14 protein-coding genes, 1 pseudogene and 1 riboswitch are annotated in these 20,846 nt (G+C 71.7%); of the genes and pseudogenes, 9 read left to right on the plus strand and 6 right to left on the minus strand.

Translation table 11 applies throughout. From position 1 onward, the window contains the following. Positions 1-56: 56 nt before the first annotated feature. Entirely contained in the window at positions 57-626 is a 570-nt protein-coding gene (locus DLJ58_RS27295; protein WP_124860524.1) for a hypothetical protein, read from the minus strand. 71 nt (positions 627-697) lie between these two features. Next, positions 698-6,529: a ThuA domain-containing protein gene (locus DLJ58_RS27300; RefSeq protein WP_124860526.1), complete on the minus strand. Its 5,832-nt coding sequence runs from the start codon at positions 6,527-6,529 to the stop codon at positions 698-700. A 313-nt stretch (positions 6,530-6,842) separates the two neighbouring features. Next, positions 6,843-6,952, plus strand: a riboswitch (TPP riboswitch). Between DLJ58_RS27300 and thiE the strand changes: the two genes are divergently transcribed. The 7 genes and pseudogenes from thiE to thiC all read left to right on the plus strand — a co-directional run bounded on the left by thiE (position 6,947) and on the right by thiC (position 12,889). Beyond that, positions 6,947-7,573, plus strand: coding sequence for a thiamine phosphate synthase (gene thiE / locus DLJ58_RS27305; RefSeq protein ID WP_124860528.1), 627 nt, complete (start codon positions 6,947-6,949; stop codon positions 7,571-7,573). Its footprint overlaps the riboswitch before it by 6 nt. Further along, on the plus strand, positions 7,567-8,733 hold the full coding sequence (thiO, locus tag DLJ58_RS27310) for a glycine oxidase ThiO (protein ID WP_425271351.1): 1,167 nt from the start codon (positions 7,567-7,569) through the stop codon (positions 8,731-8,733). Before thiE ends, thiO begins: the two co-directional genes overlap by 7 nt. Further along, a complete protein-coding gene (gene thiS / locus DLJ58_RS27315) occupies positions 8,724-8,924 on the plus strand; it encodes a sulfur carrier protein ThiS (protein WP_124860530.1) in 201 nt (66 codons plus the stop codon). The genes thiO and thiS overlap by 10 nt, the downstream gene beginning before the upstream one ends. Next, the gene (locus DLJ58_RS27320; RefSeq protein WP_124860532.1) at positions 8,921-9,700 is read left to right on the plus strand and encodes a thiazole synthase; all 780 of its coding nucleotides are present in this window, start codon (positions 8,921-8,923) and stop codon (positions 9,698-9,700) included. Before thiS ends, DLJ58_RS27320 begins: the two co-directional genes overlap by 4 nt. Then, a pseudogene (locus DLJ58_RS27325) lies at positions 9,697-10,275 on the plus strand (thiamine phosphate synthase); the annotation flags it as partial. The gene DLJ58_RS27320 and the pseudogene DLJ58_RS27325, both read left to right, overlap by 4 nt. A 218-nt stretch (positions 10,276-10,493) precedes the next feature. Continuing rightward, positions 10,494-11,279 (plus strand): bifunctional hydroxymethylpyrimidine kinase/phosphomethylpyrimidine kinase, encoded by a 786-nt coding sequence (gene thiD, locus DLJ58_RS27330; protein WP_124860536.1) that lies wholly within the window; start codon positions 10,494-10,496, stop codon positions 11,277-11,279. Positions 11,280-11,296: 17 nt separating this feature from the next. Further along, positions 11,297-12,889, plus strand: coding sequence for a phosphomethylpyrimidine synthase ThiC (gene thiC / locus DLJ58_RS27335; protein WP_124860538.1), 1,593 nt, complete (start codon positions 11,297-11,299; stop codon positions 12,887-12,889). A gap of 308 nt (positions 12,890-13,197) precedes the next feature. On the opposite strand, the gene DLJ58_RS27340 is transcribed toward thiC, so the two are convergent. The 4 genes from DLJ58_RS27340 to DLJ58_RS27355 form a co-directional block, all read right to left on the minus strand. Further along, positions 13,198-16,362, minus strand: coding sequence for a hypothetical protein (locus tag DLJ58_RS27340; protein WP_124860540.1), 3,165 nt, complete (start codon positions 16,360-16,362; stop codon positions 13,198-13,200). Positions 16,363-16,438: 76 nt separating this feature from the next. Continuing rightward, complete coding sequence (locus DLJ58_RS27345) at positions 16,439-16,747, minus strand: cupin domain-containing protein (RefSeq protein ID WP_007465195.1); 309 nt, start codon at positions 16,745-16,747, stop codon at positions 16,439-16,441. Further along, positions 16,744-17,694 (minus strand): LLM class F420-dependent oxidoreductase, encoded by a 951-nt coding sequence (locus DLJ58_RS27350; RefSeq protein WP_124860542.1) that lies wholly within the window; start codon positions 17,692-17,694, stop codon positions 16,744-16,746. The genes DLJ58_RS27345 and DLJ58_RS27350 overlap by 4 nt, the downstream gene beginning before the upstream one ends. A gap of 2 nt (positions 17,695-17,696) precedes the next feature. Next, complete coding sequence (locus DLJ58_RS27355; protein ID WP_124860544.1) at positions 17,697-18,482, minus strand: ABC transporter ATP-binding protein; 786 nt, start codon at positions 18,480-18,482, stop codon at positions 17,697-17,699. 270 nt (positions 18,483-18,752) lie between these two features. On the opposite strand from DLJ58_RS27355, the gene DLJ58_RS27360 reads away from it, so the two are divergent. Both DLJ58_RS27360 and DLJ58_RS27365 read left to right on the plus strand, forming a co-directional pair. Beyond that, positions 18,753-19,784, plus strand: a complete 1,032-nt coding sequence (locus DLJ58_RS27360) for an ABC transporter substrate-binding protein (RefSeq protein ID WP_124860546.1) — start codon at positions 18,753-18,755, stop codon at positions 19,782-19,784. Positions 19,785-19,887: 103 nt separating this feature from the next. Beyond that, positions 19,888-20,745, plus strand: a complete 858-nt coding sequence (locus tag DLJ58_RS27365; protein WP_124860548.1) for an ABC transporter permease — start codon at positions 19,888-19,890, stop codon at positions 20,743-20,745. Positions 20,746-20,846: the final 101 nt, after the last annotated feature.

Raw genomic sequence — 20,846 nt, forward strand, 5'->3', positions numbered from 1 at the left:
CGACACCGGGCCGGGCTGCTCGTCGCGGCCCGGCCCGGTAGTCGAATGCTCTGTGGTCAGTCGGTGCGGCGGCGGCCGAAGAGCATGGCCACCCCCATCGCCGCGGCGACGAGCACGAGACCGGCCGCCGCGAACGGCCACCAACCGGTGCCCGACCCGCCGTCCACCCGCTTGGTCACCGCGACCGGCGCGGGCGCCGGCGGTGACTGTGCCGCCTTCGCCTGCACCGTGGCGGTGGCCTTGCCCGCCAGAGGAGCGGGGGAGTTCACCGACACCTTCCACGTGCCGGTGGAGAGCACCGGGCCGCTGCTGTAGAAACCCTGCCCCTCGGGCTGCGGTTCGAGCTGCACCGGCCCGACCCGCTGCCCGTCCGGGCCGGTGGCGGTGAGGACCAACCGCACCACCTGCTCCAGCCGGCGGCCATCGGCGTAGGTGGCTTGGATGGTGACGCCCTGAGCCCCGTCGCCGGCCACAGTGAGCTTGAGCTTGTCGGCCTGCGCCGCCGGGGCGGCCTGCGCGGCCTGCGCCGCCGGGGTGGCCTGCGCGGCCTGCGCCGCCGGGGCGGCGGACAGGGTCAGGGCCAGGCCGACGACCACGGCGGCCAGGACCTTGCGGATACCCGTCACGGACATCTCCTCCCTACCGATGAGGGAGGCCCCTCCCCGACGCCGCAGCGCCGGGAAGGGGCCTCGTCGGATCAGAGCTGGCGACCGGGTGCCAGCCGGGTGGCATCGCCACCGAGCCGCCCGGTGCCCTTGACCGAGTCGCCGTCGTTCGCCTTGACCCCGGCCTTGCTGGCCGCGCCGCCGAGCCTAACGATCATGGCGTCGGCGTCCCGGATCAGAACGTCCCGGACCTCTGCCTCGGGCACCAGCGTGGCGTCGCTGGCGAGCGTCCGGAACGCGGTCAGCTGCCGGACGGCAGCCTTGTCGTCGCCGGCCGCCTCGGACGCGCGAACAGCGTCGAGCTTGTTCGACAGCTGCTTGTGCGCCTTGGTCGAGAGCCGCCCCGTCGCCTTGAACCGGTCCAGCAGACTCTGCAGGTCCCGGAACGAGGTGGTGACGAAGAACCGGACCGTCGAGGTGGTCTTGTTGCCCGCCTTGTCGGTCGCGGTAACGGTCAGCTCGTGCAGGCCGAGCGACAGGTCGTACATGGCCTGCAGGGTGCCACTGGTGTATGCCTGGCCGTCGAGCTGACCGACCACGCTCGCGATGCCCGAGGTCGGGTCGACGGCCTGCCAGGCCACCCGGACGTCCTGGCTGTCGCCGTAGAGCTGGCCGTCGGCCAGCCCGGACACCAGCAGCGTCGGCTTGGTGCCGTCGATGCGCAGCACCGCCGACTTCAGCGTCTCGACGTTGCCCGCCTTGTCCGTCGAGCGGAACAGCAGCTCGTGCTGCCCGTCACCGGTCACCTCGACCGGCGTCGAGTACGGCGTCCACGCGCCACCGTCCAGCGACCACTCCACCGTCTTGACGCCGGAACCGGCGTCGGTGGCGGCCAGCACGACCGGGATGGTCCCGTTGTGCCAACCGGCGTCGTTCGCCGGAGCGAACGTCGCCGAGGTCACCGGCGCGGTGGCGTCGATCTTGACCGAGACGGTCTTGGTCGCCTCCACGTTGCCGGCCTTGTCCGTCGAGCGGAACCGGAGCTCGTGCTCGCCGTCCCCGCTGACCGCCACCGGAGCGGTGTACGCCGTCCAGGTGGTGGCACCGTCCAGCTGGTACTCCGTACCGGCGAGCCCGCTACCGCCGGCCTCGTCGGCACCGGTGAGCGTGATCGTCACCGGCCCGGTGTGCCACCCGTCGGTCGGGGTGCCGGAAACCGCCGCGGTGGTCACCGGTGCCGTCTCGTCGGCCACCTTCGTGCTGAGCCGGAAGTAGTCGAACGAGGCGGTCTTCGACGCCGTCTGGTTGGCGCCGAGGGTGAACAGCCCGACCTTCGGGGTTGCCCCGACCGCGCTGTTGGTCAGCGCCGTCAACGCGGTCCAGGTCGTCCCGTCGGCCGAGTACGACGCGGTGAACGTGTCGCCCGTGCGGGCCAGCCGCAGGTGCCACACCGCCGAGGTCAGGTTGCCCGCCTCGGGCTGCGGGTTCTGGACCACCCCGGCGATCTCGCTGCGGAACTCGATCCGCCGCGTCACCGCCTGGCCGGCCTGGTTGTCCGCGATGAAGTCGAGCTTCAGGTAGTTGTCGTCGTCCGCCTGCACGAGCAGACCGGCCTGCTGGTACTGCTCGTTCAGCAGGCTGCCGTCGACCTTCGTCTCCAGGGTCCAGTCGCCGGACGGCGCGTTCTGGAGGATGAAGTTCTTCGGCCCGGTGTTGTCGGTGCCGTAGATGTCACCGTTGGGCACGTCGATCCGCAACGCGCCATCGGTGACCCGGTAACCGCTCGGGTCCTCCCGCGTCACGGCGTCCCACCGGCACTTGTCCAACGTGCTGCCGGTGAACTCGTCCGACGGGTCGACCGGGCCGGCCGGAGCGTCCGGCGTGACCTGGAACGAGTCGAACGCGGCGTCGACAACAGGCGCCTCGGTGCCTCCGTTGAGCGCGAAGACCCCGATCCGCGGGTTGGTGATGCCCTCGAGCGCGGCCGAACGGCCGACCGGGGTGAACGTCTGCCCGTCGCCCGAAACGGACGCGGTCAGGTTCGTCCCGTCGCTGGTGATCCGCAGGTACACGGTGTCACCGGCAGGTGCGTTGGTGGCGTCGGCGGCCTCGTTGCGAGGAGTGGCCGCCGTCTCCCGGATGAACTCCACCCGACGGCTGCCGTTGTACAGCAGGTCCACCTTGGCGTAGTTGTCGTCGTCGCCGTACACCAGCAGACCTGCCTGCTGGTAGTTGGCCGTCACCGGCAGGGTGACCTTGGTGGTCATCTCCCACGCGCCGGTCGGGGCCGCCTGGAGCACCAGGTTCGTGGCGTCGTTGCGAGCGCCGTAGAGGTCACCAACGCCAGTGGGCAGCCGGAGCGCGCCGCCACTGAGCGAGTAGAGCTGGTTCTCCCGGATCACGCTGGTCCAGCGGGCCTTGTCGAGGCTGTTGCCGTTGAAGTCGTCCGAACGCGCCCCGAAGCAGGACGTGTCCGGCGCGTCGACCCGCACCGGCACGGTGGCGTACGACTTGGCGCCCTTGCTGTCGGTCACCGTGAGGGTGGCCGTGAAGGTACCCGGGCTGGTGTAGGTGTGGCTGGCGTCCAGGGTGGTCGCCGAGCCTCCGTCACCGAAGTCCCAGGCGTACGTCAACGGGGTGTCGCCCTCGGCGTCGGTGGCCGTGCCGTCGAAGGCGACGGTGACCGGTGCGGTGCCGGTGGCCGGGGTGGCTGTGGCGCTGACCACCGGCGGCCCGTTCTCGGTGACACCGCGGCCGACGAAGTCCATCCAGTTGACGTTGAACAGCGAACCCGTTCCGCCGTTCGGATCGCGGGCCAGGAAGTACAGCGAGCCGCTCGCGGCGCCGGTGACCGGTGCGCTCACGTCCGTGTACGTCTGCCACGCGCCGGTCGACGGTACGACGGCCGTGGCGACCACCGGTCCGTCAACAGCACCCGCGCGAACCTCGATCCGACCGCCGGCGGCGGCGGAGGCGGCCCGGAAGCGGATCTCGGTGATGTTGGTCAGGTTCGCCGGGGCGACCGACCACCAGTCACCGTCCTCGATGAAGGCGATGCTCTGACCGCCACCGGCGGTGTCGGCACCGGCCTCGCGTTGCACGCCGGGGTCTCCACCGCCGGTGCTCACCGGGGCGCGCCCGGTGGCGGTGAAGTACTCGGCCTGCTTCTGCTTCGGCTGGAGGACCTCGATCTGCCGGCCGGTCAGGGCACCGGAGCCGCCGGCACCACCCTCGTCGGTGTAGGTGGCCTCGAAGACCGCGAAGACGTTCGCCTCGGCGCCGTGCCCGGAGGCGAGCGACGTCTGGACGGTGCCGGTGCAGCCGGTGTGCTGCTCCAGCGGGTGGGCGTGCTCGTCGTGACCGAGCAGCACCTGAAGCTGCACCTTGTCACAGTCGATCTGCCCGTCCTCGGGGTCGGTCACCTTGATCGAGTAGCGGACCTGGTCACCCCAGTTGAAGAAGCCGCCGTCCGGTGGGAACTCGATGGAGACCGTCGGCGCGGTGTTGCCCACGGTGACCGGCACGTTGGCCACCGCGGTCCGACCCTTGGGGTTGGTGACGGTGAGCTGGGCGGTGTAGTTGCCCGCCGTGGCGTACGTGTGGGTCGGGTTGGCCTCGGTCGAGGTCTGCCCGTCGCCGAACGTCCAGGCGTAGGTGAGCGTGCCACCGTCGGGGTCCCGGGAGCCGGCGCTGGAGAAGGTCACCGTCAACGGTGCCGGCCCCGAGGTCGGGTTGGCGGACGCCGCGGCGATCGGGGCGCGGTCACCGGCGGTGTAGTCGATCCGGTAGACGCCCGAGTTGTCGTTGTTGCCGCCGAAGCCGCTGCCCCACTCGATCAGGTACAGCGCCCCGTCCGGGCCGAACTCGAAGTCCATCGGCCGGACCATGCTCATGCCGGTGAGCAACTGGTTGATGTCCACCAACGACTTGCCGTCGGGGGTCAACTGCATGGTGTACATCTTGTTCTGGTTCCACTCGCCGAGCAGAGCCTTGCCGTCGTAGTACGCCGGCCACTTGCGGTTCGAGTTCAGGTCGGCGTCGTAGCGGTAGACCGGGCCGCCCATCGGGGCGCCGCCGCCACCGATCTCCGGGTAACGCGCGTCACCGGCGTACCCGTAGTCGACGGTCGCCGGAACCACCGGCGGGAGGTTGGTCAGGCCGGTGTTGTTGGGCGAGTTGTTCACCGGGGCGGCGCAGTCGAACTTCGGACCGCTCGGGCCGGACGGGAACGTGTAGTCGTTGTACGCCTCGTTCGTGCCCGTGCAGTACGGCCAGCCGTAGTTGCCCGGGGTGACGACGTTCCACTCGACCAGACCGCGGGGGCCCCGGTTCGGGTTGTCCGCGTTGGCGTCCGGTCCGTAGTCCGCGACGTACAGCGTGTTGGTCTTCGGGTCGGTGCCGATCCGGAACGGGTTGCGGAAGCCCATCGCGTAGATCTCGGGACGGGTCTTCTCGGTGCCCGCCGCGAAGAGGTTGCCCGCCGGAACGGTGTACGTCCCGTCGTCCTCCGGGTGGATCCGGATCACCTTGCCGCGCAGGTCGTTGGTGTTGGCGGAGGTGCGCTGCGCGTCGTAGTCCTGGCGGCCCGACCGCTCGTCGAGCGGCGAGTACGAGTTCGACTCGAACGGGTTGGTGTTGTCACCGGTGGCCAGGTAGAGGTTGCCGTCGCCGTCGAAGGTCATGCTGCCGCCGGCGTGGCAGCAGGTGTTGCGCTGGGTGTCGACCCGTAGCACCTGCTTTTCGCTGGCCAGGTCGATGGTGTCGCCGGTCACCGTGAACCGGGACAGCAGGTTGCGGGTGACCCCGTCGTTCGGGGCGTAGTACAGGTACACCCACTTGTTGGTGGCGAAGTCCGGGTCGAGCCGGATGCCGATGAGGCCGTCCTCGTTACCGGTGAAGACGTCCAGGTCGACGGCGGTGACGGTGTTGCCGGTGTCCGGCTTCACGATCTGCACGCGACCGTCGCGCTCGATGTAGAAGACCCGCCCGTCGGGGGCGACGTCCAGCTCCATCGGGTTGCTGGTGTTGCTGTCCAGCGTGACCTTCTCGAAGTTCGAGGTCTTCGAGGCGCCGCAGTCGGCGTTCTCGACACCGGCCGCGGTGCGGATGCCGCCGAGCAGGTGGGACAGGAACTCGGGCTCGGCGTACGACTCCCGGGTGTGCCCCAGGCCCGTGTACCAGGAGCGGCCACCGTCGTAGTCCTGACACCAGGCGACCGGGTGGTCCGCACCCATCGCGCCGGCGCCGGGGGTGTAGCTCTTCTCGTCCAGGCTGGCCAGCACGTGCACGTCCGGCCGGGGGTTGCTCTGGTAGTTGTACCACTCGTCGAACCGGGACCACCGGTCCGGCAACCCGGCCGTGGACGGGTGGGCGTGGTCCTCCACCTTGACCGTGGCCTGCTGGTTCTGCGGGTGGTTGGCGAAGTACGCGCCGACCAGGTCGCCGTACCAGGCCCAGCTGTACTCGGTGTCCGACGCGGCGTGGATGCCGACGTAGCCGCCGCCGGCCTGCACGTAGCGCTCGAACGCCGCCTGCTGGTCGGCGTTGAGCACGTCACCGGTGGTGGAGAGCCAGATCACCGCCTTGTACTTCGCCAGGTTGGCGTCGTTGAATGCGGCGCCGTCCTCGGAGTTGTCCACTGTGAATCCGTTGGCGACGCCGAGTTGCTGGATGGCGGCGACGCCGGTGGGGATGGAGTCGTGCCGGAAGCCGGCGGTCTTGGAGAAGACGAGGACGGAGAAGGGATCGGCCGCGGCCTTTGGCGCCTTCGGCGCCACCTGGCTGACCGGGGCTGCGGCTTTCGCATCCCGTGGGGGAACCTGGGCGGCCGCCTGCGCGGGCGCGCCGAACAGGGTGGTCGAGGCCATGGCCAGGGAGATCAGGGTTGCGGTGATGGGTGTACGGGCACGACGAGAACGGGACACGCCGCCTCCTGTGTCGTAGTGACAGAGCTCGCGGGAGTCGGCTCGCCGAAGGCCGTCCCTGATGGAGCCGGTGGTCACACCGTGCCAGGGTGCCCCCACCGACATTTTGTCGAATCGCTGAACAAATTAATTCGGCTCTCTCGATGTCGGGCAAGATGCGGACGGGTAACGGTTCTGCAACGGGGGGCGACATTCCGAACAGGACCGCATGAAGTGCCCCATTGGATCTCGCTCGTTTTGACGCGGCCCGGCCGGCCGGCCACCGCCGACCCCGCGCCTTGGCAGGCCGGCGGATCTGTCGTACGGTGACACGCAAGTAACCCACGGGAGCCCGGTGTACCGGGCTGAGAGGGGGGCTGACAGCCCCCGACCGTCGAACCTGATCCGGGTAATGCCGGCGCAGGGAGGAGCGTTGCCGTGCCGTCCCTGGGGCGATTGCATCTCATCACCGACACCCGACCGGGTCGCGACCCACTTGCCGTGGTTCGCGCCGCCCTCACCGTGGCCCATGCCGACCTGGTGGTACAGGTCCGGGTCGGGGATTCCGCCACCGACCGCGAGGCGTACGACCTGACCCGGCGGGTGCTCGCGCTCTGCGCGTCGTACCGGGCGACCTGCCTGGTCAACGACCGGTTGCACGTGGCGCTGGCGGTGGGCGCCGCCGGTGGGCACGTCGGCGCCGACGACCTGCCGGTCGCCGCCGCCCGCCGGGTGCTCGGCCCCACCGGTGTGCTGGGCGCCACGGCTCGCGCGCCGGGCCCGGCGCGCGAGGCAGTCGCGGCGGGCGCCAGCTACCTGGGCGTCGGGCCGTGTCACACCACCAGCACCAAGACCGGCCTGCCGGACCCCATCGGGCCCGCCGGGGTACGCGCCGTCGTCGACGCCGTCGACGTTCCGGTCATCGCGATCGGCGGAGTGACCGCCGCCCGGGTGCCGGCGCTGCGGGCCGCCGGGGCGTACGGGGTGGCGGTGGTCGGTGCGGTCTCCACCGCAGCCGACCCGGCACGGGCTACCGCCGAGCTGATCGAGGCCCTGACGTGCTGACCGGCCGGTCCCCGTCACCGCCGTCGAGCGACCGGGTCCGGCCGGACGTGGCAGTGGTGGGGGCGGGGCCGATCGGGCTGGCGATCGCCTGGCGTTGCGCCGCGCGTGGGCTGCGGGTGGTGGTGCACGATCCGGCGCCTGGTTCGGGGGCGTCGGCGGTGGCCGCCGGCATGCTCTCCCCGGTAGCCGAGGCGTACTTCGGTGAGCGGCAGCTGACCGGGTTGCTGCTGGCGTCCGCCGCCCGCTGGCCGGCGTTCGCCGCCGAGTTGACCGAGACGACCGGAGCCGAGATCGGCTACCGGACCGAGGGCACGCTGATGGTCGGGCTCACCGGCGACGACCTGGCCGAGGCGCGCCGGCTGTGGGCGTACCAGCAGGGGTTGGGTCTGCCGGTGACGCCGCTGCGCCCCAGCGAGCTGCGCGACCGCGAACCGGCGCTCGCCCCGCGGGTGCGCGGCGGCGCGCTCGCGCCCACCGACCATCAGGTCGACCCCCGGCTGCTGGTGCCGGCGCTGCGCACGGCCGCGCAGCGGGCCGGCGCGGTGCTCGTGCCGCAGCCGGTCCGGTCCCTGTCCGATGTGGACGGGCAGGTCACAGTGGTCGCCGCCGGCTGCGGGGCCGCCGCGCTCACCGGCCTGCCCGTGCGGCCGGTGAAGGGCCAGGTCCTCCGGCTCCGCGCGCCCGACGGCGTCGCGCCGGGCTTCCGGCACGTGATCCGGGGGTACGCCGACGGCGAGCACGTCTACCTGGTGCCCCGCGCCGACGGTGAGGTCGTGCTCGGCGCGACGGTCGAGGAGCGCTCGGACACCACTGTCACCGCCGGTGCTGTGCAACGGCTGCTGCGCGCCGGGGTCGACCTGTTGCCCGAGTTGGCCGAGTACGACCTGGTCGAGGCGGTCGCCGGGCTGCGCCCCGGCACCCCGGACAACGCGCCGATCCTCGGGCCGCTGCCCGACCGACCGGACGTCCTGGCCGCCACCGGGCACCACCGGCACGGCATCGTGCTCACCCCGATCACCGCCGACCTGATCGCCGACCTGGTGCTCGGCGGCGTACCCGACCCGCTGCTCGCGCCATTCCGGGCCGACCGCTTCGGCGGTGCCGCGGTGGCCGCGCCGGGCGGACCTGAACCGACGTTGAAGGGGGACCTGTGGAGTTGACTGTGAACGGGGCCGGGCGCAGCGTCGCCGCCGGCGCGTCCGTGGCGGACCTGGTCCGCGACATCGTGGCGCAGCCGCGTGGGGTGGCGGTCGCGGTCAACGGCGAGGTGGTGCCCCGGACCGGCTGGCCGGCGCGGGCACTGCACGACGGTGACCGGGTCGAGGTGCTCACCGCGGCGCAGGGCGGGTGAGCGGCGTGCCCTTCGAGCTGGGTGGGGAGACCTTCACCTCACGGCTGATCCTCGGCACCGGCGGTGCCGCGAACCTGCACGTCCTGGAGCAGGCGATCCGGGCGTCCGGCACCGAGCTGGTCACAGTGGCGCTGCGGCGGGTGGGCACGGCACCGGGCTCCACCGGTGGGCTGCTGGAGCTGCTGGACCGGTGCGGCGTACGCCTGCTGCCGAACACCGCCGGCTGTCACACCGCCACCGAGGCGGTGAAGGTGGCCCGGTTGGCCCGGGACGCGTTCGACACCGACTGGGTCAAGCTGGAGGTGATCGGCGACGAGCGGACGCTGCTGCCCGACGGGGTGGAACTGCTCCGCGCCGCCGAGGAGTTGGTCTCCTACGGCTTCACAGTGCTGCCGTACACCAGCGACGACCCCGTGCTCGCCTGCCGCCTCGCCGACGTGGGCTGCGCCGCGGTGATGCCGGCCGGCTCCCCGATCGGTTCGGGGCTCGGCATCGGCAACCCGCACCACATTCGACTCATCCGGCAGGGTGTGGACGTGCCGGTGATCCTCGACGCCGGCATCGGCACCGCGTCCGACGCGGCGCTGGCCATGGAGCTGGGCTGTGACGGGGTGCTGCTGGCGAGCGCGGTCACCCGGGCGGCCGACCCGGTGGCGATGGCCACCGCGATGCGGTACGCGGTCGAGGCGGGCCGACTGGCGGCCCAGGCCGGCCGGATCGAGCGCCGCTTCCACGCGCTCGCCTCCACCCCCGACGAGGGAAGACCCGAGCTGTGACCCCGCCGTCGGGGGTTGTTCTGTTGACCGACCGGCTCGTCGCGCGGGGCCGGCTCGACCAGGTGGTGGCGGGTGCCGTGGCCGGGGGAGTGCGCTGGGTGGTGCTGCGGGAGAAGGACCTGCCCCGCGCCGAACGCGCCACCATCGCCGCCGACCTGCGTGCGATCCTCGCCGACGTCGGCGGAACCCTCATCGTGGCCGGCCCCGACCCACTCGGCGGTGACGCCGTGCACCTGCCCGCCGCCGGCCCGTACCCACCGCCAGCCCACGGCCTGGTCGGCCGCTCCTGCCACCACCAACCCGAGCTGGACCGCCTAACCACCGAGCACTACGCCACCATCTCCCCGGTCTGGCCCACAAAGACCAAACCGGGTTACGGCCCACCCCTGGGACCGGACGGCTTGCGAAAGCTGGTCGAGGCCACCCCCGTGCCGCTGCTGGCCCTCGGTGGAGTCGAGACCCCAGAACAGGTAACCGCCTGCGTCCAAGCAGGAGCCACCGGAGTAGCAGTCCTGGGCGCGCTCATGCGAGCCGAAGACCCCACCGAAACAGCCGCCGCCCTGACCAGCGCCTATGCAGAGGCGGTCACCCCCAAGCTGACCCAAACCCGGCGCGGGGTCACCCAGGTCCCCACGTCAGGGCTGCGGCCGACCGTTCCCACGTCGGGGCTGCGGCCGACCGTGCCCGCGCAGGGATCAAGCCTGACCGCCCGGAGTGGGCACGGTCGGCCGCAGCCCCAAACCGCAGCCAGAAACGGTCAGCCCCAGCCCCCAACCGCAACCAGGGATAGAAAATGACCCCGCGAACACTGCTAACCATCGCCGGCTCGGACTCCGGTGGCGGCGCAGGCATCCAGGCCGACCTCAAGGTCTTCGCCGCGCTGGGCGCGTACGGCACCAGCGTCCTCACGGCGGTCACCGCGCAGAACACCCGAGGTGTCGACGCGGTGCTGCCGCTGCCCCCACGCACTGTCACCGAGCAGTTGGACAGCGTGCTCACCGATTTCACCGTCCGCGCCGTGAAGACGGGGATGCTCGGCACCCCGGCGATCGCGGACGTGGTGGCCGAGGCCGCCCGGGACGGCCGGCTGCCTCAACTCGTCGTCGACCCGGTGCTGGTCGCCACGAGCGGTCACCGGCTCGGCGTGGTGGGCGCGGTGGAGCGGCTGTTGCCGTACGCCAGGGTGGCGACCCCGAACTGCGCGGAGGCCGCGGCGATCACGGGACGCCCGGTCGACGACGTGGCCGCGATGGTCGTGGCCGCCGAGGCCCTGGTGGCCGGCGGCCCGGAGTACGTGGTGGTCACGGGGGGTGACCTGGACGGGGGCGAGGCGGTCGACGTGCTGCACGGCGGCGGCGTCACCACCCTGCTGCGCGCACCCCGGGTGACCACCCGGCACACCCACGGCACCGGGTGCTCGTTCTCGGCGGCGATCGCGGTGCGGCTCGGTCTGGGCGATCCGGTGCCGGCCGCCGTGGGGGCCGCCAAGGAGTACGTGCTCCGTGCGCTGACCGGCGCGCGGGGCTGGGAGCTGGGCGCGGGGCGTGGGCCGCTGAACCACTTCGGCTGGTCCGCTTGATCACCAGGGAGGCTGTCATGCACGCACGAGGCAAGGTGTACGTCGAGGGTTCGCGGCCGGATGTCCGGGTGCCGTTCGCGGAGGTGGGGCTGACCGGGGACCTGCCGCCGGTGCGGCTCTACGACACGTCCGGCCCGGGGTCGGACCCATCGGTGGGGCTGCCCGCACTGCGGGGCCCGTGGATCGCCGAGCGGGGTGACGTGGCACCGGTGCGGGGTGCGGGCACACCGCTGGCCGGGGTGGACAATCGCCGGCCCACCCAGTTGGCGTACGCGCGGGCCGGTGTGGTGACGCCGGAGATGGAGTTCGTGGCGATCCGGGAGAACGTCGAACCGGAACTCGTACGGGCCGAGATCGCCGCCGGCCGGGCGGTGCTCCCGCTCAACGTCAACCACCCGGAGTGCGAGCCGGCGATCATCGGTAAGGCGTTCCTGGTCAAGGTGAACGCCAACATCGGCACCTCGGCGGTCAGTTCGTCGGTCGCGGAGGAGGTGGAGAAGCTGACCTGGGCCACCCGCTGGGGCGCGGACACCGTGATGGACCTGTCCACGGGTAAGCGGATCCACGAGACCCGTGAGGCGATCGTGCGGAACTCGCCGGTGCCGATCGGGACGGTGCCGATCTACCAGGCGCTGGAGAAGGTCGGCGGCGACCCGGTGAAGTTGAGCTGGGAGGTGTTCCGGGAGACAGTGATCGAGCAGGCCGAGCAGGGCGTGGACTACATGACGGTGCACGCCGGGGTGCTCCTGCCGTACGTGCCGCTGGCCGTGGACCGGGTGACCGGGATCGTGTCCCGAGGCGGTTCGATCATGGCGGCGTGGTGCCTGGCGCACCACGAGGAGAACTTCCTCTACACCAACTTCGAGGAGTTGTGCGCGCTGCTCGCGCGCTACGACGTGACGTTCTCCCTCGGCGACGGGCTGCGCCCCGGGTCGATCGCCGACGCCAACGACGAGGCGCAGTTCGCCGAGCTGCGCACCCTCGGTGAGCTGACGAAGATCGCCTGGGCGTACGACGTCCAGGTGATGATCGAGGGCCCCGGTCACGTACCGATGCACAAGATCAAGGAGAACGTGGACCTTCAGCAGGAGTGGTGCCACGAGGCGCCCTTCTACACGCTCGGTCCGCTGACCACCGACATCGCGCCCGCGTACGACCACATCACCTCGGCGATCGGCGCCGCGATGATCGGCATGTTCGGCACCGCGATGCTCTGCTACGTCACGCCGAAGGAGCACCTCGGCCTGCCGGACCGGGACGACGTGAAGGCGGGCGTGATCGCCTACAAGATCGCGGCACACGCGGCGGACCTGGCCAAGGGGCACCCCGGCGCGCAGGCCTGGGACGACGCCCTGTCGAAGGCGCGGTTCGAGTTCCGCTGGGAGGATCAGTTCAACCTCTCACTGGACCCGGAGACGGCGCGCTCGTACCACGACGCGACCCTGCCCGCGGAGCCGGCGAAGACCGCCCACTTCTGCTCGATGTGTGGCCCGAAGTTCTGCTCCATGAAGATCACCCAAGAGCTCAAGGAGTACGCGGCGCGCGGCATGAAGGACAGGTCGGAGGAGTTCGTCTCCGGCGGGAGCCGGGTCTACCTACCGCTCGCCTGACCGCTTCCAGGACGTGGCGTCCCCTGTGGTGCGGGGCGGCGCGCGTGGCCCGGTGCGTATGGCCTCGCGGGGTCGGGCCTGCGTGGCCGGTGCGTGGGGGTGTCGCGGGGGTCGGCCTGCGTGGGGTGTCGTGCGTGGCCCCGGTGCATGGGGATGTCGCGGGGTGATCGACTCGGGTTCATTGATGTCGGGGTGTCGGGCCGCGTGGGATAGCCCGATATCAGTGAACCCGAGTCGATCAAACGATCGGTCGGTGCGTCTGTGCGCTGCGTGGTGCGGGTCAGTCGAGGTGGGTCAGTCGCGGTGGGTCAGTCGCGGTGGTGTCGACCGGTGGAGCGCAACGACCGGCGGCCGTTCTCCTGCTCAGGCTCGTTGTCCGACACCGGCTTGCTCAGACCGGCGACCCAGTCGACGAATTCCTCGTCCTGGGACGCCAGCGGCTCCGCTTCATCCGACGTCTTCGGGCTCTCCTCGTCGGCGCGGGACCGGTTGCGGCGGAACAGCCCGCCGAGCCGCCCTCGCCGGGAGGGCTGCTCTGCCACCTTCGGGTGCGTCGGAGTTGCCGACGTGGCGTCGGTAGCCGCCACGTCGCCGGTGCCCCCGGTGGCGCCGTCGGTGGTGGTGCTGTCGGCGGCGGCACCGGAGGGCGCGCCCACCGTGCCTGGGAACTCCGGCCGGCCCGGGTGTTCGGCCGGGCCGGTCGTCTCGCCGGCTTCGGCCGGCGTTGTCCGTGCCGCCGGATTGTCCTGCGATCCCGCCGATCCGCGGCGCCGAGAGGTGTCGAACGCGTTCCAGGTGCCGGCCCGGCTCAGGTCCGGCAACGGTGCCCGATGCCGGGGCCTGGGGGTCGGCCCGGTCGGCTCGTCGGGCCTGCTCGACCCGTCCGATGCGGTTGCCTCCGGCTCGGAGGCCTGCGGTGGCACCGTCCACGTCGAGGTGACCGGCCAGGCCGACGGCGCGGGTGTCCACCGGTCCGTGTCCTGGTCACTGGCGTCGGGGGCCCCGAACAACCCGGCAGTGGGAACGTCCTCGGCGGCGGGCTGCGCGCTGTCGGTGCCACGAGGCCCGGCTATTGCGGAATCGCTGGTCGCGTCGGCCGGCGCTGCCTTGCTGCCCGTGCCGGCCTTTGGGATGCGCGGGATGGCTTCCGCGCCAACCTGGCCGGCCGCGGTGGTCGGCGCCGCCGCGGCTCGCGTCGCGCCGGTTGCGGTGGCCGGTGCTGGTGTCGCCCCGGTCCCGGTGGCCGGGGTCTGTGTGGCGTCGGTTGGCGTGGTCGAGGACTCCGGGTTGGCGGACACCTGTGTCACGCCGGTTTCGGCGGTCGTCGAGGCGGCCGGTGCTCGCTTCGAGCCGGTGGCGGGGGTGGCAGATGCTCGCGTCGCGCCGGTAGCGGTGGCCGCTGCCGTGTCGGAGGCAGCAGCCGAGGCGACCTCGGAGGTCGAACTCGACCGCTCGCCCAGGCCTCCCCGGCTGGGCGCCGGAGTGTCGGTGGCCGCGTCGGAGGCGGTGCTGTCGGCGGACCTGCCCGGCCGGGTGCCCTTCGTGGCGCGGCCGGTGGTCGTCTCGCGGGTGGCCGTTGCGTCGGTGGTCGTCTCGCGAGTGGTCGTTTCGTTGGTGGTCGTCTCGCTGGTGGTTGCCGAACCGGCGGGGGACCTGTCGTCAGCCACGTCGGAGGCGGTGGTGTCCGGGTTGGCCTTCGACTTACGGCCGCGTCGCGGCTTGATCGTCAGCGGCGCCTCGGGCGCGCCGTGGGCGGTCGTGCCCGCGCTGCTCGCCTCCGTGCTCGTGCCTGACCCCGTGCCCGTCGAGGCCGTGGCGGCGGGACCGGGAGCGTCCGTGCCAGTCGGGGCTGTGCTGGTCGCCTCGATACCGCTGCCCGTACTGGTCGGGGTCGTACCGGTCCGGGCCGCGCTGGTCGGGACCGCGCTGGTCGGGGCTGCGCTGGTCGGGGCTGTGCTGGTCGGGGCTGCGCTGGTCGGGGCCGCGCTGGTCGTGCCGGAACCGGGTGCACCCGTGCCGCTCGGGGTGGCGGCGGACCTGCGGGTGGTGCGCCCACCGGTCGGCCTGCCGCTGGTCGCCGTGCTGCCGCTCGTGTCCGTCGCGGTGCTGCCGGTCGCCTCGTCGACCGCTCGGCCGCTCGTCGGGGTCGCGGCGTCAGCGCGTCCGGACGTGGTGCCGGTCGCGGTGACGTTGCTGACGTCGGTGCCGGCCGAGGGCTCCGTCGTGGCCAGGACATCATCGTGGCGCTGGGGCGTCTGCCCTTCGGCGGTGAACTCACCGGTCGGCGCGGTCAGCCAGGCTGCGGGCTGAGTCGGGGTGGGAGCCGCAGTGGCGGGAGCCGGACCGTGCTGTCCGCTCGCTGTGGCCTCCGGCCAGTCCCAGTGGGCCGGGACGGTGCGTACGGCATCGGGGTCGCCCGTCGCCCTCGGACCCGCAACGACACCGGCAGGCTTCGTGCCGGTGGCCAGCTCGGCGTTGGTCGTCTCCGTGTCGCTGCGCTCGGCGCTGTCCCGGTCGTTCGCCGCGCTGTCCCGGTCCTTCGCCGCGCCGGGCAGCGCCGGGCCGGCGGGCAGCGGGCGCAGGATGGCGGTGGGCTCGATCGCCTGCGGATCGGCGGTACGGGTGCCCGTCGGCCAGCGCAGCAGCGCGGCGGCGGCCGCGCCCAGCGCTCCGGCGAGGATCGCGATCAAAGAGCCGTAGTAGGGGGCGGTCTGGTAGCGGTCCACCGCGTCGCCCGGACCGGCGGTCAGGTAGGCGAACGCCACCAGCACCGGACCGGCCACCCCGGTGGCCCCGCTGACCAGTGGGGCCTGGCCCCGCCAGCGAGCCAGCCCGGCGGTCGCCGCGCCGGCCAGGAGCGCCACGATGGGCAGCAGGAGCAGCGCCAGCCGCTGTGCGGCGGCGTCGTCGAGCCAGCTCGGCTCCAGTACGCCGAGCCGGACGGTCGGCAGTGGGCCGGCCGTGCCGAGCGACGGTAGGACGGAGATCAGCGCCAGCAGCCAGACCGCGCCGGCCACAGCCGCCATGTTCCATCCCAGCTCGGGCCGGAACAGGACGGCGATCGCCGCGCCCGCCCCGATCACCGCACCGACCATGGCGCAGATGCCCACCGCCCAGACCGGGTCGACGGAGATCAGCTCCGCGGCACGGGCGGGCTGCATGCAGAGCGGGGCGATGACGGTGGCGCCGAGCGCCGCCGCACCGGCGACGGCCAACTGCCGGCCGGTGCTGGCCGCCGGAGCGTCGCGGCGAGCGAGGCGTCCGGTCAGGACCGCGCCGGCGACGGCTGCGTTCGCGGCGAACCAGCCCACCCAGACGAGCTGGGCCGGCCACTGGTTGACGGTCGTACCGGTGAATGCGCCGGTCAGGCGGACGATGCCGAAACCGTACGCGACGCCGAGCTGGCCGGCTCCGGCCAGCACGCTCACCCCGAGCGCCGTGAGCAGCAGTCTGCCCCAGGTCCGAAAGGCCATGTCCGGCACGTTACGCACCTGGTACACCCGATCGCCAACGGCGCGCCGCGCGGCACGCCGGTGGCCATCGGCGGGTCTACTTGAGTTCGACCAGCCGGGCCAGGTAAGTCGTATCTCCGACATTGGTCAGCATGTGCACCGCGCCCGGGTCCCGATAGACCACTCCGCCGGTGGGCTCGTCGGCGTCGATCCGCGTGCCGTCGATCGTCTGTACGACGTTCTTGGCGCCCTCGATCGCCACCACCAGGTAGGGGTGGTCGTGCCGGTGCAGCGGTTGCCGCTCGCCGGGCTCAAGGCGGATGTGCCAGACCCGGACCCGGTCGTTCTCGTACACGATCTCCTGACCCACCGGTCCGAGTTCGGTTCCGTCGATCACGTCGGTCATCGTGCTCCGTCCAGTTGGGGCAGCACCTCGGCGGCGATCAGCTCGAGGTGGTCGAGATCATCGAAGTCGATCAGGCGCAGGTGGACCCGGGTGGTGCCGATCGCGGCGAACTCACCGAGCCGCTGCACGAGCTGCGCGGGGGAGCCGACCACCGGGTCCTCCGGTGGCAGAGCGCTCTTCTCGTGCAGGGGCGCGGCCCGACGCTGGGCCTCCGCGTCGGTCCGGCCGATGGCGACGACGACCCCGGCGGACAGCACCAACGGGGCGCGCCCGGACTCCGTCCGCCCGGTGCGCTCACACGTCTCGCGCACCCGGTCGTACGCCTCGGCGGTGGCGGCCACGGACTTGAACGGCATGTTGAACTCGTCGGCGTACCGGGCGGCCAGTTCGGGTGTGCGCTTGGGGCCACGCCCGCCCACGATGATCGGCGGGCCGGGTACCTGCACCGGCTTGGGCAGGGCGGGAGCGTCCACCAGGCGGTAGTGGTCGCCGGTGAAGCTGTAGGTCTCGCCGGGCGGGGTTCCCCACAATCCGGTGATCACCTCAAGCTGCTCGGCCAGCCGGTCGAAGCGCTCGCCGACCGACGGGAACGGGATTCCGTACGAGGTGTGCTCGCGCTCGTACCAGCCGGCGCCGATGCCCAGGTCGACCCGGCCGCCGCTCATCTGGTCGACCTGCGCGACCATCACCGCGAGGGGGCCGGGCAGGCGGAACGTGGCCGACGTCACCAGGGTGCCGAGTCGGATCCGCTCGGTTTCCCGGGCCAGCGCGGCGAGGGTCAGCCAGGCGTCCGTGGGGCCGGGCAGGCCCGGGTCGGCGCCCATCGACTGGTAGTGGTCGGCGCGGAGGAAGCCCTCGTAGCCGCAGGCCTCGACCAGCCGGGCGAACCGGAGCTGGGTGTCGTAGCTGGCGCCACGGTTCGGCTCGGTGAAGACCGACACCCGCATGGTCAGTGTCCTTCCGCGCCGGCGGTGGCCGGCTGTTCGCGTTCCATCAGCAGTTCGTGCAGGTCGGCACTGACCTGGGCGACGTCGGCCAGGTGTGCGTTGCGGCCCAGGGTGCGGGGCCGGGGGATGGCCACGTCGACGACCTTGCGGATCCGGCCGGGGCGGGGGCTCAGCACGACCACCCGGTCGGCGAGCAGCACCGCCTCGTCGATCGAGTGGGTGACGAAGACGATGGTCGGCTTGTTCTCCATGTGCACCCGCTGGAGTTCGCCGGAAAGTTCCTCGCGGGTGAGCGCGTCCAGCGCGGAGAACGGCTCGTCCATCAGCATCACCCGGGGCTCACCGATCAGCGACCGGCACAGCGACACCCGCTGCTGCATGCCGCCGGAGAGCTCGTGGGGCAGCCGCTTCTCGAAGCCGGCCAACCCGGCGACGTCGAGCAGTTGCTGGGCCCGCTCCCGGTGCTTGGCGCGGCTCCAGCCGAAGATCTCCACGGGCAGCAGGACGTTGTCCAGCACGGTGCGCCAGGGCAGCAGCGCCGGCTTCTGGAACAGCATGGCGATGTCCTGGCGGGGGCGGGTGATCGGCGTACCGGCGACGGTGATCTCGCCGGCGCTCAGCGGGAGCAGCCCGGCGATCAGCCGCAGCAGTGTGGACTTGCCGCAGCCGGAGCGGCCGAGCACGGCGACGAACTCGCCCTCGGCCACGTCGAGGTTGATGCCGCGCAGCGCCTCCACCCGGCCGGATCGGCCCTCGAAAGTGCGGGACACCCCGGACAGTCGGATCATCTCCGGCGCACCTCCGCTGAGTGGACGGTCAGGAATCCGACAAAGGCTAACCGCTCCGTTGAGGTATGGCACCGGCTGGGGTGGTCGTCAGGTTGTATCCGTTCCGCAACCCGATACGCCTGGCGTCGCAACTGTGGGTTTCTCGTACGCTGTGCCCGCGAAGAGTCCCCCCACGACGGCGGCGTCCGGCTTCCACCCCTCCCGCCGGCCCGTCACGACAACCCCCTCCGGTGGCCTGTCGGCCCCGGTCGGAAAGGACATGGTGCACTGATGAGAAGGCTGACCCGTACGGTCGCTACGGCCGCGCTGGCCACCGCCCTCGCCCTTGTCTCCGCCTGCAGCAGCGGGTCGGATTCGGCCGACGATGCCAAGGGCGGCGACGGCAAGACGCTGGAGAAGGTGACCTACCTCACCTCGTTCGGTAACTTCGGCCGTGACTCCTACGCCTGGGTGGCGAAGGACAAGGGCTTCTTCAAGGAAGCCGGCTTCGACGTCGAGATCAAGGCTGGTCAGGGCACCGGTGGCGTGATCCAGACCGTCGTCGGTGGTCAGGCCGACTTCGGCCCGATCGACCTCACCGGCGGCCTGCTCCAGCTCGGCAACGGCCAGGCCAAGGACTTCACCGCGGTGGCCGCGATCCAGCAGCGCACCATGGCGGGTGTCGCCACGGTCGAGGGCAAGAACATCAGCTCCCCGAAGGACCTGGAGGGCAAGAAGCTCGCCGACACCCCCGGGTCCGTGGTCCGCAACCTCTTCCCGACGTACGCCCGGCTCGCCGGGGTGGACGCGACCAAGGTGACCTGGGTCAACGGTGAGGCGCAGAACCTGATCGGCACGCTGGCCTCCGGCTCGGTGGACGGCATCGGTCAGTTCGTCGTCGGTCAGCCGACCATCGAGGCGGTGGCCAAGAAGAAGGCCGTCATGCTGCCGTACAGCAACGTGATGCAGGACCTCTACGGCAACGTGCTGATCACCTCCTCCAAGATCGCCAAGGAGAAGCCCGAGATGGTGAAGAAGTTCACCGCGGCGCTGCTCAAGGGCCTGGAGTACAGCCTGGCGAACTCGAAGGAGGCCGCCGACATCCTGAAGAAGAACGTCGACGCCACCAACCCGGTCTCCGCCGCCGCCGAGCTGGAGCTGATGGCCGCGTACGTCCGTTCCGGCAACACCGGCACCGCGATCGGCACCCTGGACAGCGGTCGGGTCGCCAAGAGCATCGCCATCCTGCAGGGCGCCGGCGCGCTGAAGCAGAACATCACCCCCGAGCAGATCATCGACTTCAGCCTCGCGCCGAAGGCCTGATCGTCCGGTCGTCATCAGGGGGTACGTCCCGCCGATCCCGGTGGGGCGTACCCCCGTCGCTCGTCGGCCCCCGGCGGGCCGTGGGATTTCGAGGAGGACAGAGATGACCGACGTCCGGTCAGCGGACCCGGCGGTGGCGGAACCCCCGCCCCCGAGTGCCAGCCCCGAAGCGGGGCGCGCGGGTCGAGGTGCCGGTCTTCGGGCCGGGGCCGACGCCGTGCTGCCCGCGGTCGGGATCCTGGTCGCGCTGGCGGCGTGGTGGCTGATCGCCCGGCTGGAACTGGTCCACCCTTTCGCCCTGCCGCCGCCCGGCGACGTGTTCAGCGCGTTCGTCGACAAGCCCGCCCAGATGCTGGAGCACACCTGGGACACCACGCTGGAGATCCTGACCGGCTTCGCCCTCTCGGTGGCCGCCGGTGTGCTGATCGGGCTCTCGCTGGCCAGTTCCCGCACCGTGGAGCGGATGTTCACGCCGCTGCTGGTCGCGGTGAACGCGGTGCCGAAGATCACGCTGGGTCCGCTGCTGGTGGTGGCGCTCGGCTGGGGCCAGAAGCCGATCCTGACCATGGTGTTCCTGCTCTGCTTCTTCCCGATCGTGCTGTCCACCGCGACCGGGTTGACCACCACGCCGGCCGACCTGGCCGAGCTGGTGCGTTCCTGGAACGCCTCCCGCTGGCAGGCGTTCCGCAAGGTGCGCTTCCCGGCCGCGCTGCCGCAGATCTTCGTCGGGCTCAAGGTGGCCATGCCACTGGCCGCGATCGGTGCGGTGATCGGTGAGTTCCAGGCCGGCGAGAGCGGCCTCGGCTACGTCATCACGCAGTACGCCGGCATCGGCGACGCCGCCACCGCCTGGGCGGCGATCATGCTGGTGGCGCTGGTGAGCATCCTGCTCTACTCGGCGCTCCTGCTGATCGAGCGGTTCGCCCTCCCCTGGGTCCGAGAAACCACCAGCAGCCGCTAACCCCACAAAAGAGATCAACCACAAGAAACGTGAAGGGCCGGCCTCCACATGGAGGCCGGCCCTTTTCATCGACGCTGCCGGCGCAAAGGGTGTGGCCGACC

Source organism: Micromonospora arida (assembly GCF_003857035.1).
Lineage (GTDB): Bacteria > Actinomycetota > Actinomycetes > Mycobacteriales > Micromonosporaceae > Micromonospora > Micromonospora arida.

Excerpts from the sequence above, each read along its gene's own strand:
- thiD (WP_124860536.1), top strand. The coding sequence starts at position 10,494 with ATGACCCCGCGAACACTGCTAACCATCGCCGGCTCGGACTCCGGTGGC.
- thiC (WP_124860538.1), top strand. The coding sequence starts at position 11,297 with ATGCACGCACGAGGCAAGGTGTACGTCGAGGGTTCGCGGCCGGATGTC.
- DLJ58_RS27340 (WP_124860540.1), bottom strand. The coding sequence starts at position 16,362 with ATGGCCTTTCGGACCTGGGGCAGACTGCTGCTCACGGCGCTCGGGGTG.
- DLJ58_RS27345 (WP_007465195.1), bottom strand. The coding sequence starts at position 16,747 with ATGACCGACGTGATCGACGGAACCGAACTCGGACCGGTGGGTCAGGAG.
- DLJ58_RS27350 (WP_124860542.1), bottom strand. The coding sequence starts at position 17,694 with ATGCGGGTGTCGGTCTTCACCGAGCCGAACCGTGGCGCCAGCTACGAC.
- DLJ58_RS27355 (WP_124860544.1), bottom strand. The coding sequence starts at position 18,482 with ATGATCCGACTGTCCGGGGTGTCCCGCACTTTCGAGGGCCGATCCGGC.
- DLJ58_RS27360 (WP_124860546.1), top strand. The coding sequence starts at position 18,753 with ATGAGAAGGCTGACCCGTACGGTCGCTACGGCCGCGCTGGCCACCGCC.
- DLJ58_RS27365 (WP_124860548.1), top strand. The coding sequence starts at position 19,888 with ATGACCGACGTCCGGTCAGCGGACCCGGCGGTGGCGGAACCCCCGCCC.